General features: G+C 72.9%; 12 protein-coding genes. 5 read left to right on the top strand and 7 right to left on the bottom strand.

Annotation, left to right across the window (positions count from 1 at the left end):
- Window positions 1-156: 156 nt before the first annotated feature.
- Window positions 157-579 (bottom strand): arsenate reductase ArsC, encoded by a 423-nt coding sequence (locus tag ACWEMJ_RS18275; RefSeq protein ID WP_452138079.1) that lies wholly within the window; start codon window positions 577-579, stop codon window positions 157-159.
- A 106-nt stretch (window positions 580-685) separates the two neighbouring features.
- Between ACWEMJ_RS18275 and ACWEMJ_RS18270 the strand changes: the two genes are divergently transcribed.
- Both ACWEMJ_RS18270 and arsB read left to right on the top strand, forming a co-directional pair.
- Window positions 686-991 carry an ArsR/SmtB family transcription factor gene (locus tag ACWEMJ_RS18270; protein ID WP_452138078.1) on the top strand — a complete coding sequence of 102 codons (306 nt, stop codon included), beginning with the start codon at window positions 686-688 and terminating at the stop codon, window positions 989-991.
- A complete protein-coding gene (gene arsB / locus ACWEMJ_RS18265; RefSeq protein ID WP_452138077.1) occupies window positions 991-2076 on the top strand; it encodes an ACR3 family arsenite efflux transporter in 1086 nt (361 codons plus the stop codon). The genes ACWEMJ_RS18270 and arsB overlap by 1 nt, the downstream gene beginning before the upstream one ends.
- Window positions 2077-2145: 69 nt before the next feature.
- Here arsB and ACWEMJ_RS18260 read toward each other — a convergent pair whose 3' ends face one another.
- From ACWEMJ_RS18260 to ACWEMJ_RS18245, 4 genes are all read right to left on the bottom strand, one after another.
- Window positions 2146-3948: a CocE/NonD family hydrolase gene (locus ACWEMJ_RS18260; RefSeq protein WP_452138076.1), complete on the bottom strand. Its 1803-nt coding sequence runs from the start codon at window positions 3946-3948 to the stop codon at window positions 2146-2148.
- 157 nt (window positions 3949-4105) lie between these two features.
- On the bottom strand, window positions 4106-4966 hold the full coding sequence (locus ACWEMJ_RS18255; protein WP_452138075.1) for a hypothetical protein: 861 nt from the start codon (window positions 4964-4966) through the stop codon (window positions 4106-4108).
- Window positions 4967-5251: 285 nt separating this feature from the next.
- Entirely contained in the window at window positions 5252-6247 is a 996-nt protein-coding gene (locus ACWEMJ_RS18250; protein ID WP_452138074.1) for a glycosyltransferase family 2 protein, read from the bottom strand.
- A gap of 244 nt (window positions 6248-6491) precedes the next feature.
- Complete coding sequence (locus ACWEMJ_RS18245; RefSeq protein ID WP_452138073.1) at window positions 6492-7160, bottom strand: aggregation-promoting factor C-terminal-like domain-containing protein; 669 nt, start codon at window positions 7158-7160, stop codon at window positions 6492-6494.
- A gap of 583 nt (window positions 7161-7743) precedes the next feature.
- Between ACWEMJ_RS18245 and ACWEMJ_RS18240 the strand changes: the two genes are divergently transcribed.
- Complete coding sequence (locus ACWEMJ_RS18240; protein ID WP_452138072.1) at window positions 7744-9030, top strand: metallophosphoesterase; 1287 nt, start codon at window positions 7744-7746, stop codon at window positions 9028-9030.
- Between the two features lie 12 nt (window positions 9031-9042).
- Here ACWEMJ_RS18240 and ACWEMJ_RS18235 read toward each other — a convergent pair whose 3' ends face one another.
- Window positions 9043-10065, bottom strand: a complete 1023-nt coding sequence (locus ACWEMJ_RS18235) for a hypothetical protein (protein WP_452138071.1) — start codon at window positions 10063-10065, stop codon at window positions 9043-9045.
- Window positions 10066-10331: 266 nt separating this feature from the next.
- On the opposite strand from ACWEMJ_RS18235, the gene ACWEMJ_RS18230 reads away from it, so the two are divergent.
- Window positions 10332-10835, top strand: coding sequence for an N-acetyltransferase (locus tag ACWEMJ_RS18230; protein WP_452138070.1), 504 nt, complete (start codon window positions 10332-10334; stop codon window positions 10833-10835).
- A gap of 6 nt (window positions 10836-10841) precedes the next feature.
- On the opposite strand, the gene ACWEMJ_RS18225 is transcribed toward ACWEMJ_RS18230, so the two are convergent.
- On the bottom strand, window positions 10842-11288 hold the full coding sequence (locus ACWEMJ_RS18225) for a DUF2000 family protein (protein WP_452138069.1): 447 nt from the start codon (window positions 11286-11288) through the stop codon (window positions 10842-10844).
- 49 nt (window positions 11289-11337) lie between these two features.
- On the opposite strand from ACWEMJ_RS18225, the gene ACWEMJ_RS18220 reads away from it, so the two are divergent.
- Complete coding sequence (locus ACWEMJ_RS18220) at window positions 11338-12138, top strand: AraC family transcriptional regulator (RefSeq protein WP_452138068.1); 801 nt, start codon at window positions 11338-11340, stop codon at window positions 12136-12138.
- The last annotated feature ends 930 nt before the right edge of the window (window positions 12139-13068 follow it).

Below are 13068 nucleotides of genomic sequence, written 5' to 3'. Positions count from 1 at the left end.
GCGGGGCAGGTGGCGGCGGCCCAGCGTACCGACCCGTCCGCCGGCGGGGGCGGGCCGTCCTGCATGCGGACGGCGGCGCTGCGGGCGGTGCTCCGGGCGGCGCTCCGGCAGTGCGGGCGGCTGCGCGGGCGGCGGTGCGGTCAGCCGGTGGTGCGGTCAGTCGGCAGTGCGGGCGTTGGCGTCGATCTCGGCGATCAGGGCCTCGACGCGGGCGCGGATCGCGTCGCGGATCGGGCGGACGGCCTCCACGCCCTGGCCGGCCGGGTCGTCGAGGGTCCAGTCGAGGTACTGCTTGCCGGGGAAGTACGGGCAGGCGTCGCCGCAGCCCATGGTGATGACGTAGTCGGAGGACCGGACGGCCTCGGGGGTGAGGATCTTCGGCCGCTGGTCGGAGATGTCGATGCCGTCCTCGGCCATCGCGGCGACGGCGGCCGGGTTGACCTCGTGACCGGGCGCGGAGCCGGCCGAGCGGACCTCGACCCGGTCGCCGGCGAGGTGGGAGAGGAAGCCGGCCGCCATCTGGGAGCGGCCCGCGTTGTGGACGCAGACGAAGAGCACGGAGGCGAGGGGCACGGTCATGGAAGTCGTCCTTCGGGGCGGGGCGGGGCGGGGTGAGGTGGTGCGGTGCGGGTGGCCGTCGGTGGCAGGCTGGCATCAGTCTCGGCTGATGTGAAATTATCAGCCCATGGTGATGTCAGTCGACACTGAACTGTTGCGGGTGCTGTCCGACCCGCTCAGGCTGCGGATCGTGAACCTGCTGGCCCGCGAAACCCTGTGCACCACGCACCTGGTGGAGGAGACCGGCGCCCGCCAGACCAACCTGTCCAACCACCTCCGGGTGCTGCGGGAGGCGGGCGTGGTGGACACCGAGCCGTGTGGCCGGTTCACGTACTACCGCCTGCGGCCCGAGGTGCTGGACGCGCTCTCCGGGCAGTTCGCCGAGCTAGCCGCCACCGCCCGCGCCAACGCCGACACGAAGAGGTCCTGCTAGTGGCCCGCACCGAGCCGACCCCGAGAACCGCCGAGCAGTCGGTGGTCGCCAAGTTGTCCACCCTCGATCGGTATCTCGCGGTGTGGATCCTCGCCGCGATGGCCGTCGGCCTCGGCCTGGGCCGGCTGATCCCCGGGCTGGGCGACGCGCTGGCGAAGGTGGCGATCGGCGGGATCTCGCTGCCGATCGCGTTGGGCCTGCTGGTGATGATGTACCCGGTGCTGGCCAAGGTCCGCTACGACCGGCTGGACGCCGTCACCGGCGACCGCAGGCTGATGGCCTCCTCGCTGGTGATCAACTGGCTGGTCGGGCCCGCCGTGATGTTCGCGCTGGCCTGGATCTTCCTGCCGGACCTGCCCGAGTACCGCACCGGCCTGATCATCGTCGGCCTGGCCCGCTGCATCGCCATGGTGATCATCTGGAACGACCTGGCCTGCGGCGACCGCGAGGCCGCCGCCGTGCTGGTCGCCCTGAACAGCGTCTTCCAGGTGGTCATGTTCGGCGTGCTGGGCTGGTTCTACCTCGACCTGCTGCCGGGCCGGCTGGGCCTCGGCGACGGGCAGCACCTCGACATCTCGACGGGGAAGATCGCCCTCAACGTGGTGGTCTTCCTCGGCATCCCGCTGGTCGCCGGCTTCCTCACCCGCCGCCTCGGCGAGCGGAGGCTCGGCCGGGAGCGCTACGAGGCGAAGGTCCTGCCGAGGATCGGCCCGTGGGCGCTGTACGGCCTGCTGTTCACGATCGTGATCCTGTTCGCCCTCCAGGGGAGGACGATCACCTCGCAGCCGCTGGACGTCGCCCGGATCGCGCTGCCGCTGCTGGCCTACTTCGCCATCATGTGGTTCGGCACGTTCGCGCTCGGCAAGGCGCTCGGCCTCGCCTACGACCGCACCGCCACCCTGGCGTTCACCGCCGCCGGCAACAACTTCGAACTCGCCATCGCCGTCGCCATCGGCACCTTCGGCGTCACCTCCGGCCAGGCGCTGTCCGGCGTGGTCGGCCCGCTCATCGAAGTGCCGGTCCTGGTCGGCCTGGTGTACGTCTCGCTGGCCTGGCGCAAGCGGTTCGGCCCCGCGAAGGCCTGACCCCCGCCGGTCGGGGTGGACGGGTGGATCCGGCGCCTGCCGGATCCACCCCTTTCCGTGTTCGGGGCGTCAGCCGAGGGGCAGCTCCAGGAGGGCCTCCGCGCCGGGCGGGGAGCCGATCGTGGTGGTGCTGTCCACCGCGCCGGTGAACGCGTAGAGCATGTCCCGGCTGTTGACCACCAGCGCCAGGCGGTGGCCGTCGGGCAGGTCGTAGGCGGCGGGTTGGAGCGCCCAGTCCACCGCCTGCTCCTGGCCGGCCGTCAGCCCGGTGACGGTGCGGGGCTCGTGCGTGATGATCTGCGCCTTGCCGTTGGGCGCGAGGTCGAAGAGGTAGGCGACCAGCGTCACCGCGTCGGCCTGCTCGGCCCGGACGGCGAGCCGCAGCTTCGCCGCGCCGCGGATCCGGCGGCCGCCCGCGAGCGCCTCCGTCGACCACACCAGCAGCCGGGACCGGTCGAAGCCCGCCGGGTCGTAGCTCTTGGGGTTGCCGAACCACTCCTTCTGCCCGGTGTCCATGATGGCGTCCATCGCGGTGGCGGTGGTCTCGTGCCCGGCGGTGAAACCGCGGCTCCAGCCGCTGGACGGCTTGTCGGACAGCGCGCCGTCGCCGTCGTCGCTGCCGCCCAGGTACCAGGCCTCACGGGTGACGGTGGCCTCCGCCCAGGAGCCGAGCGGCTCGCGGTGCGCCGGGGCGGTGATCCGCCGACCGCTGCCGAACGGCGCGGTCTTGTAGGTGAACATCACCTGGCTGTTGACCACCGGCCACTCGGGCACCCCGTTGGGCTTCTCCAGCAGGTGGTGGTCCAGCCAGGCGTACGCCTCGTTCATCGGCGTGAGCAGGCCCGGGAAGGCCACACCGCTGGAGACACCGGTGATGCCGGCACCCTCGGGAGCGCCGTGGTCGCCGATCCACAGGTTCAGGTGCTTCGGCGTGGTGAGCCGCTCGAAGACGTCGATCGCCTCGCCGACCGGGAACAGGCTCTCGTGCCAGGTGTTCGAGTAGAAGGTCGGGACGCCGCGCCCGTTGGTGGCGTCCAGGTACTTCTCCGGGGAGCGCTCGTAGCCCCACTCCACCACCCTGCACATGTTCTGCCCGGCCCGGAAGTCCTGGAGGACGCTCCACGTCTCGGGCTCGAACTTCTCCTCCTCCCGGCCCTCCTCGGCGCCGGTGAAGCCGATCAGCAGCTCCACGGCCTTCACGTGCCGGGTGTCGTTGTCGTAGAGGCTGGTGGCGAGGTTGCCCCAGGTGCTCAGCGCGGCCACGGCGGCGACCCGCTCGTCGTGCGCGGCGACCAGCTGGCTGATCCCGGAGCCGTAGGACAGGCCCATGAACCCGACCTTGCTCGGCGCGAACTGCTCCTCGGCGAAGTCGATCACCTTCGTGCCGTCCGCCCGGTCCTTCGGCCCGGCGACGTCGATGAACCCGTCGGAGGTGTAGAGCTGGCCCGGCGTGCCGAGGCCGCGCGGGGTGTAGGCCAGGACGTGGTAGCCGCGCGCGGCCAGCGTGAGGTAGCCGGCCATGAACGGCAGCCAGCCGTACGGGTTCCACCCCGCGGGCACGATCACCACCGGGCGTGGCTCCGAGCCCTGCTGCTTGATCGCGAACGCGGACAGGCTGAACTCGTCCGTCACCGGAATGCGCGGGAAGGTGATCCCGGCCCGCCGCAGGACCTCGGCCACCAGCTCGCGCAGGCCGTCGGGCAGCGCGCCGGCCGGTGCGACGCCCTGCACGGCCGCGAGCAGCGCCCGGGCGACGGCGAGCACCGACGGGTTGATGTCGAGACTCGCGCCGCGCCAGATGCCGTTGACCGCGATGTCGTCGAGCGTCGCCTCGGTGATCGTGGGGATCGGCTCCCCGTCCGCTGTGGTCATACCAACCGCCCTTTCCTGACCTGCCGGACGCCCGGAAGGGCGTCGTCCGGGCGGATCATGGTCCGGAACGGGACCGCCGAAACGGAATCGCGGCCGTCAGTACCCGCACGGGTTGTTGTGGGCGCAAAAAAGGGACGGATGTTGACGGTTGGTCGGGTCAGGCGGACTCGGAGACCTTGGAGGCCTGCTGCGGAATAGTGGCCACGGCGGTCTCGGCGGCCGGCGGCTTGTCGAGGGGCGTCCCGGAACCGGCCGGCGGCACCGGTGCGGCAGGTGCGGCGGGCACGGCGGGCGCGGCGGGTGTCGCGGCCCCGGTCGGCGAAGTCGGCGCCGTGGGCTGGATCTTGTCGTCGCGCTCGTCGTCGCCCGCCCCGTCGCGGGTGGTGAGGACGGTGTCGAAGATCTCCCGGAGCTTGTCGGTGGCCTGCTTGGAGAACAGGCCGCACAGGCCGGCGATCCCGGCGAAGCCGTACGGGTTGGTGGCGGTGCCGTCGGTGCCGTTGGCGAACAGGCCGCCGCGCAGCAGGAAGTAGACCAGCAGCGCGAGCGCCCCGCCGATCGCGGTGCGCAGCAGGTACCAGGGCAGCCAGCTGGGCAGCAGCTGGCGGTTGCCCGCGTAGGTGGCGAACGAGGTCGCGGCGTGCACGAAGCTGCCGAGCCCGCTGGCGGCGAGGACGGCGATCAGCATCGCGGTGTTGGAGGTCAGGTGCCAGGGGCCGAGTCCGAGCATGCTCCACGGCTCGGGGACGGCGGCGGGGGCGCGTTCGGCGGTCAGCGTGGTGAGCGGCGTCCAGACGCTGATCAGCGCGGCGACGCAGACGAACGCCTCGGCCAGCAGCAGGAAGCCGAGCAGCGTCACCGCCCAGCCCGCCATCTGCTGCTGGGGCGGGAGTTGGCCGACCGGACCCGGAGTCGGGCCGCCCCCGTCGGCGAACGGGTCGGTGGCGTCGGTGGGGTCAGCGGCGTCGGTGGCGGAGCCGGGAGCGGGGTCGGCCGCCGGGGAGACAGGGGAAGTCATCGAGGAGTTCGCCTTCCGGTCCGGTGGTGCACGGGAGGAGTGCACGGGAGGGAGTGCACGGAGGTGGCGCGGCAGAGCCGGTCGCGGGGAGGGACTCTACCGTCCCGTTCCGACCGGACGGTTCGTCAGGACGACCGGCCGGAACACGGGATGACGCCGCACCGGGCGCGGCCGACCCGATGCCGCCGGCCCCACCGTTGCGTTTACCCGCCGCGGGGCGGGCGGAAGCGCCCGGGCGCGGAAAACGGCGGCCGGGCCGCCGTCGTCGGTGCGTGGCCGCCGAGTTCAGCGGCGGCCCGCCAGGCGGGAGAACTTGGCGACCTCGAAGGTGGCGTACGAATTCGACGCCAGCAGCGAGAACTTGATGCCCTCGCGGCCGTCCGGACGCTTGTAGCCGTCCGGGAGGAAACGCTTGTAGTGCTCGGCGGCGCGCTGGAAGAACTGCGGCCGCTCGGCGCGGGTGAGGCAGCCCGGCAGGTCGAAGACGAACAGGTAGTGCCGCACCATCCGGGTGAACAGGTGGGTGCGCACCTCCGGGTTGACCGGCGGGGCCTCGGCGGGTCGTGCGTCCAGCAGCTCGAAGGTGCCCTCGTAGCGGTCGAACAGGTCGAAGTGGCTCGCGCCTTCGCCGCCCGCCGGGTGCAGGGTGTGGCGGCGGCGGATGGTGACGCACTCGCGGTCCAGCACGGCGATCCGGGAGGCGGCCAGCAGCGAGCGGTGCACCGCCGGGACCTCCTCGTAGAAGCCGTCCGGGAAGGCCGGGGTGGTGCCGGTGCGCAGCAGCCGGTCCCAGATCAGCGGCGGAGCGCCGAACAGCTCGGGGTGCTCGTCGGGGCCGAAGACGGCCGGCCCAGCGGCGGCCAGCAGTTCGGCCGCGTTGCCCGGCCACACCTTGCCGCGGTACTCGCGGTTGTGGCCGAACAGCAGCAGGTCGACCTCGCCGGTCTCCGCCAGCCGGGCGGCCATGGCCTCCAACGCGTCCGCCGGCAGCAGGTGGTCGGCGTCCAGGAACAGCAGGTAGTCGCCGCGCGCGTGCGCCGCGCCCGCCGTCCGGGCCCGCCCGATGCCGGGCTCGGTGTCCAGCCGCAGCACCCGCACCCGGGCGTCGCGCAGTTCGTACGCCTCCACCAGCCGCTCCTCCGGGCAGTGCGGGGAGGGGGTCTGCACCACGATGATCTCGAACTCGCGGAAGGACTGGCCGAGCAGGGAGTCCAGACACTCCTTCAGTTGTTCCTGCTCGTCGTAGGCGGGGAGCACGACGGTGATCAGTGGTGGGGCCATGGGCGGGAGGCTAGGGGCGGGGACAGCCTCAGGCAAAGGTCGGAAGCCGCTCTAAAGCGGCTATTCCGGACAGTGGCCACGGGAAGTTCTCGTAATCTTCACCGAACGGACACGACCGTGCGATGAAATGTCCGGATAGAGGGCGGAACGCCGCGACTTGCTGACGTATCGTCAGATGTACGCATGGTGGTGGAGCTGCGCACACACCGTGCCGAACCTCCCCGAGAGGTGCGGACCACCCGCCTCAGTACCAGTTGTGCGCCTGCCAGAACGACCACGCCGCACACGGGCTGCCGTACGTCTGGTTCATGTACTGCAGGCCCCACTTGATCTGGGTCGCCGGGTTGTCCCGCCAGTCCGCACCCGCCGACGCCATCTTCGAACCCGGCAGCGCCTGCATCAACCCGTACGCACCCGAGGACGGGTTGGTCGCGTGCACGTTCCAACCACTCTCGCGCTCCACGATGTTGGTGAAGCACTGCAACTGGCCCGCCGGCACCAGCTGCGCCGCGATCTGCTGCGGCGTCCCGCTGTAGGTCTTCGCCAGCGGCGACGCGGTGGCCGACGGCTTGCTGCTCGGCAGCGCCTGACGCTGCTGCGAGCGGGACGCGGCCTCCGCCCGGGCCTTCGCCTCCGCCGACTCCTTGGCTGCCGCCGCACTGGCACTGGCGCTCGCGCTCGCCTCGGCGTCCGCCTTGGCCTTCGCCTCCGCCTCCTCGGCCTCGGCCTCGGCCTCGGCCTGCGCGCTCGCACTGGCGCTCGCGCTCGCCTCGGCGGCCTGCGGGTCCACGGGGTCCGCCGCGAGCTGCGGGCCGCTCGCCGGCGCGGGGTTGGCGGCGGCGTCCGCCGGGCCCGAGTTCTGCGGCAGCGCGACGGCCAGCGCGGCGGTGCCCGCGACGGCGAGAGTCGCCACACCCGTCACCACGGCACGGCGGTGACGACGGAAACTCTCCGAAAGGCTGGACGTGCTGCGCTGCGGCATGGGCGATCTCTTCTGGTACGGGCCGGACGGCCGGTCGGACACGGCGGCCCGCCGACCGGCACGCCCCGCACGACACCGGCGCGGCGATCGGACGAACGTGACAGCGGGACGGCGGCCGATGCGGGATCGACCGGACCGCCCGGCGGACGGGGGACATTCTTGGCAGATCACGGAGAGTGGCTCAAAAGCTGCCCTCACTACGCGCCGTAGTAGGTGGGGCAGTGGCGGACGGGCGGACGCGCTGTGCCCGGCGGGTCGGCCCGGTGCCTGGTCGCCGACTGCCAGAGAGCCCCTGACCTGCGAAGATGTGTCGGACATCGGCGGTCTGCGAGGGCGGGCCCGCAGGTCCGTCGCCGCACCCACTACTGAGGGCCGTAGACGGTGCACGGGGTGTGGGAGGGCTCACAGCAACCGAACCCGCACCGGCACCCCCCGCGCCCGGACGACCACGCCCGGTCGCACCGAACCGCACCCCGGTCACAGCCCGCGATCACCGGGCCCCGATACTTGCCGCATGGTGATCGCGGTGGTGGGGGTGGTGGCGCTCGGCCTGCTCGGGGCGGCGCACTGGTACGTGTGGCGGCGGCTGGTCCGCGACGTCTCCACCCCGGGCAGCCGGTACCGGCGCGCGGGCACCGTCCTCGTCGTGCTGCTGCCCGTCCTCTCCCTGCTGGCCCTGGTCGGCGGCCGGGCCTTCCCGCTCGCGGTGGAGCGCTGGTTCGCCTGGCCCGGCTACCTGTGGCTGGCCGTCCTCCTCTACCTGCTGCTCGCGCTGCTGGTCGGCGAGCTGGTGCGCCCGCTGCTGCTGCGCCTCCCGCGCCGCTCCGGGGGCCGGGCGGCGGAGGAACCCTCGCGGGCGGTCGAACCTTCGCGGGCGGTGGAGTTCTCGCGGGCGGTGGAACCTTTGCGGGCGGTGGAACCCTCGCAGGTGGTCGAACCCGAGGGGACGGCGGACGACGTGCCCGCCGTCGTCGAGCCCTCGCGGCGGCTGTTCGTGTCGCGGGTGGTGGCCGGGGCGGCGGCCGGAGTCGCCGTCGGGGTGGTCGCCAACGGCGCGCACGGGGTGCTGCGCGGACCGCGCGTGAAGCAGGTGACGGTGCCGCTCGCGAAACTGCCGCGTGCCGCGCACGGCTACCGGATCGCCGTGGTCAGCGACATCCACCTCGGCCCGATACTCGGCCGGGCGCACACCCGGCGGATCGTCGACACCATCAACGCCACCCAGCCCGACCTGATCGCCGTGGTCGGCGACCTGGTCGACGGCACCGTCCCCGAACTCGGCCCCGCCGCCCGCCCGTTGGCCGACCTGCGGGCCAGGGACGGCGCGTACTTCGTCACCGGCAACCACGAGTACTTCTCCGGCGCCGCGCCATGGGTCGACTTCGTCCGCGAACTCGGCGTCCACCCGCTGGAGAACGCCCGCGTCGAACTGCCCTGGTTCGACCTCGCCGGAGTCAACGACATCGCCGGCGCCTCACAGGGCCAAGGGCCGGACTACGCACGGGCGTTGGGCGACCGCGACACCGGCCGGGCAGCCGTCCTGATGGCCCACCAGCCGGTCACCGTCCACGACAGCATGCGCCACGGCGTCGACCTCCAGCTCTCCGGCCACACCCACGGCGGCCAGCTCTGGCCCGGCAACTACCTGGCCGAACTGGCCAATCCGACCGTCGCGGGCCTGGAACGCTACGGCGACACCCAGCTCTACGTCACCCGCGGCGCCGGCGCCTGGGGCCCACCCGTCCGGGTCGGCGCGCCGTCCGACATCACGGTGGTCACCCTCGCCTCGCTCCGGGCCTGAGCCGGGGCCAGATCAGCCGGCGCGCGGGGTCCACCTCGGCGGCGTCCACAACCGGGCGCCGTCGCCGACCTCGATCAGCGTCCCGGTGTGCCGGTCCTGCCGGGTCGGGCGGAACCCGTCGATCGCGAACACCTGCCGTCCGCCCGTGATGTCGACGCCCTGCAGGCCGGTCCCGTCGGCGATCAGCAGATGCTCGCCGTCGCTGAAGAAGCCGGAAGCGCCGGTCGGCCAGGGGAACGTCGCGACCGCCGTGATCCACCGGACGCCCGGCGAGCGCAGTTCGACCGAGGTGGGGTCGAGGACGTGGACGGTGCCGTTGCCGGCGTCGTCCACGTCGTGCACCGCGATCCGCTCGTCGTCGACCCACACCGCCGGCCGGTCCCACTCCGAGACCTCCGAATACACCGCCCGGCTGGGCCCGTCCTCGGACTCGTACGGGTTGTCGTGCAGCCAGGCCGTCAGGCTCCACACCGCCGGCATCGCCCACGGATGCCACACCCAGCCGCTGTCGAGGAGACGAGTCCCGTCAGGACTGAGCGCCAGCGCGCCGTGGAAGTAGTCGAGGTCGTGCTCCTCCTCGCCGTCCGGACTGCGCCGCGTCGTGAGCAGCTCGCCGGACGCGAGATCGGTGACGTCCAACCGGTTCCAGTCGGTGCGATGGACGACGAGCGGCCGGCCGCCGTGCTCGACGAACGCCAACGCGAACGGGACGGTGTCGCAGCAGTAGTCCCCACCGTCCAGCCGCAACTCCGGCGCGCCGCCGGCGAGATCGACGACGGTGCCGTACCGGCCGCGGTCCTGCACCACCGCCGCCCAACGGCCGCACCGCGACACATGGAGCCGCAGCTGAACGTCGTCCTCGTCCGCGGTCACCCGACACCGGGCCACCTCCCGCACCTCACCGGTCCCCGGCACCCACCGCGCCAGCCGCCCACCCTCGGACAGCACCAGCCACCCCGCCCCCGGCAACGCGGCCACATCCACCACCGGCCGCAACACCCCAGGCACCGCCACGTCCACCGTGCTCGTCGCCATTCCGATCCCCCCTCGGTACGCCCGTGCGCCCCCGCGACAGCACGATCCATGTCGGGCTCATTCTCGCGCAGGTGAGCCGCGCCGGCGGGTCGCCCGCTTCCGTGGTGAGCGGCATGTGCGCCAACGACATGCGGTCCGCCACCGAGCCCGACCCGGCAGTCCAGCCCGAGCCGAGGGGGCACGACGACCCGTGGCCCCACGAGCCTGAGGGTGGGCGCGGGAAAACCGGAGGAGCGGGCGGGCGGGGGCTGCTACGGTCGGGCGGCATGAGCTGGCTTCCCGATGACTTCGTCCACCCCGTTCTGGTGCCGCTGCCGGGTGGTGGCCATCACCTGCGGCCGATCCGGGAGACGGACACCGCGCTCGACTATCCGGCGGTGATGGGGTCGCGTGAGCGGCTGTGGACGATCTTCGGGCCGGCCTGGGGCTGGCCCGCGGCCACGATGACCTACGAGGCGGACCAGGCCGACCTGTTGCGGCACGAGAAGGAGATCGCCGCGCATCTGTCGTTCAACTACGCGCTGTTCGACGCCGCGGAGACCGCGCTGCTCGGCTGCGTCTACATCGACCCGCCGGAGAAGGCCGGGGCGGACGGCGAGATCTCCTGGTGGGTGGTGGACGAGCTGGTGGGCAGTGAGGTCGAGCAGGCCCTCGACGCGCTGGTGCCGCAGTGGATCGCAGCCGACTGGCCGTTCGAGCAGCCGCGCTTCCTCGGCCGGGAGATCACCTGGTCGGACTGGCTCGCCCTGCCGCAGCACACCGGAGCGTAAGCGGCCCTACGGGTGCATGCGCGCGCCCTTGAGGACCTTGTCGACGGCGTTGCGCGGGCCGTGCAGCGCCAGGCCGACCAGGTCGAGTGCCGCTCCGGGCACCGCGCGCACGGCCGCCCGGTTGTCGCGGTCGTTGCCGGTGGCGAACAGTTCGGCGGTGAAGACCGCCACCGGCAGTGAGCGCGACAGCGCCCGCGCGTGCGCGACCGGCAGCAGCTCGCGTCCGCCCTCGAACACCAGCACCGGCTGACGGAACATCGGCAGGTAGGCCGTGCCGTCCGCGTCCGCGTACGGCTCGCCGATCAACTCCGGGACGGCGGTGCCCAGTCCGCTCACCAGGAAGGCCGTCACGTTCAGGCGCTGCCAGGGTTCGAGGTCCTCGCGCAGCAGGACGGCGATCTTGGTGTCGAAGCGCGGCGCGGTCGTGGCGACGGAGGTCGGGTGTGTGTCCATGGAATGAGCGTGCCGCCCCGGGTGCGGCCCCGTCTTGTACGTTCTTTGCATGACAGCGGCGCCCCGGCAGGAGATCACGGTGTGGCGGCCACGCGTCCCCGGCATCGTCGAAGTCCTGCACGCGCACCTGACCGAACACCGCTACCCCATGCACGTCCACGACTCCTGGACGCTGCTGATCGTCGACGACGGCGCCGTCCGCTACGACCTCGACCGGCACCGCAGGGGCACCCCGCACGGCACCGTCAGCCTGCTGCCGCCGCACGTCCCGCACAACGGGTCGCCGGCCGGCGAAGGGGGCTTCCGCAAACGCGTCCTCTACCTCGAACTGGAGCAACTGGGCGAGGAGTTGATCGGCCCCGCAGTGGACGGGCCGGACCTCGCGGACCCGCTGCTGCGCCGACGGGTCGGACAGCTGCACGCGGCGCTCGGCAGGCCGGGGGAGGAGTGGGAGGCGGAGAGCCGGCTCGCCCTGATCGGTTCGCGGCTCCGCGAGCTGCTGCGGCCGACTGCGGTGCCCGCCAAGCCCGTTGCCCGCGGCCTCGCCCACCGGCTGCGCGACCTGCTGGACGACCGGCTCACCGAACGCACCACCCTCGACGAAGCCGCGCGGCGCCTGAACGCCCACCCCGCCCACCTGGTCCGCGCCTTCACCGCGGCGTTCGGCCTGCCCCCGCACCAGTACCTCACCGCCCGCCGCATCGACCGCGCCCGCCGCCTCCTCCTCGACGGCCACCCCCCGACCGCCGTCGCCACCACCCTCGGCTTCCACGACCAGCCCCACCTCACCCGCCACTTCCGCCGCATCCTGGGCACCACCCCGGGCCACTACGCCCGCCGGGGGCGGTAGGGGAGACGCCGGGGCGGGGTGGTTGGGGGATCCGGTGTGGGTGATGCGGTGGCGCGTCGCGCGTCGGGTGGATGACCGGTCGGGCGGCCTCGGGGGTGGCCAGTAGGGCGACGATGGTGATCGGCTGGTCGCAGTGCGGGCAGTTGCGGGTCGCCGCGGGCTCCCGCACGTTGCGGACGGGCGTGCGGGCCGGGGCCCTGACCACCGGCGGGGCGGCAGCTCCGTTCGAGCCGGGGCGGGCGCCGTGTCGTCGACGCCGGACTGGGCCTGCTCGACGCTCAGCGCGTCCGGGACCGTGCGCCACCAGTGTTGCGCCGCCGAGTGGTTGGCCTTTTCCACCACGCCCTTGCGGTTGCCGCGCTGCGGCGGGCAGATGTCGACGCCGACGTCGTAGTACTTCGCGACCGCGGCGAACGCCGGCAGCACCCGGCCGCTGGGCGGGTGGCAGACGGTGGCCATCCGGTCGAATCGCCAGCGCCGGGCGGTGCCGCTGAGCTTGCGCACCACCCGGCCGAGGGCCTGGACCAGGTGCGGGAAGTCCTCGGCCTCCGCGAACACCGCCTGCCAGCGGCCCGAGTGCGCGAGCGCGCCGACCAACAGGTGGCGGGCGGGTCGGGCAGCTCCAGCCAGTCGAACTGGATCTCCTCGCCCGGCGGGTGCGCGATCACCGCGACGTCCCGGCCGGTCGCAGCTCTGCAGGGCTCGCAGTGCGGGCGGACGTGGTGGCGGCGAAGGGCCCGGGTGAACGTCGAGTAGGTACCCTCGTAGCCGAGTTCGCAGACCTCGTCGAACAGCGCCGACGCCCACAAGTGCGGGTCGTCCGTCAGGCGTTGGCGGCAGTAGTCCATGAACGGCACGAAGGCGTCCGGCGGTTGGGCCCGGCGCTCGGGCACGCGCTCGCTGTTCAGGTAGGCCCGGATCGTCTTGTGG

This window comes from Kitasatospora sp. NPDC004531 (genome assembly GCF_053602195.1).
The sequence above is the reverse complement of the archived record's forward strand: the minus strand, read 5'-3'. Positions and strand labels throughout refer to the sequence as shown.

Coding starts and splice junctions, on each gene's coding strand:
- ACWEMJ_RS18220 (WP_452138068.1), top strand. CDS start 11,338: ATGACAGCGGCGCCCCGGCAGGAGATCACGGTGTGGCGGCCACGCGTC.
- ACWEMJ_RS18235 (WP_452138071.1), bottom strand. CDS start 10,065: ATGGCGACGAGCACGGTGGACGTGGCGGTGCCTGGGGTGTTGCGGCCG.
- ACWEMJ_RS18255 (WP_452138075.1), bottom strand. CDS start 4,966: ATGACTTCCCCTGTCTCCCCGGCGGCCGACCCCGCTCCCGGCTCCGCC.
- ACWEMJ_RS18240 (WP_452138072.1), top strand. CDS start 7,744: ATGGTGATCGCGGTGGTGGGGGTGGTGGCGCTCGGCCTGCTCGGGGCG.
- ACWEMJ_RS18225 (WP_452138069.1), bottom strand. CDS start 11,288: ATGGACACACACCCGACCTCCGTCGCCACGACCGCGCCGCGCTTCGAC.
- ACWEMJ_RS18270 (WP_452138078.1), top strand. CDS start 686: ATGGTGATGTCAGTCGACACTGAACTGTTGCGGGTGCTGTCCGACCCG.
- ACWEMJ_RS18230 (WP_452138070.1), top strand. CDS start 10,332: ATGAGCTGGCTTCCCGATGACTTCGTCCACCCCGTTCTGGTGCCGCTG.
- ACWEMJ_RS18275 (WP_452138079.1), bottom strand. CDS start 579: ATGACCGTGCCCCTCGCCTCCGTGCTCTTCGTCTGCGTCCACAACGCG.
- ACWEMJ_RS18260 (WP_452138076.1), bottom strand. CDS start 3,948: ATGACCACAGCGGACGGGGAGCCGATCCCCACGATCACCGAGGCGACG.
- ACWEMJ_RS18250 (WP_452138074.1), bottom strand. CDS start 6,247: ATGGCCCCACCACTGATCACCGTCGTGCTCCCCGCCTACGACGAGCAG.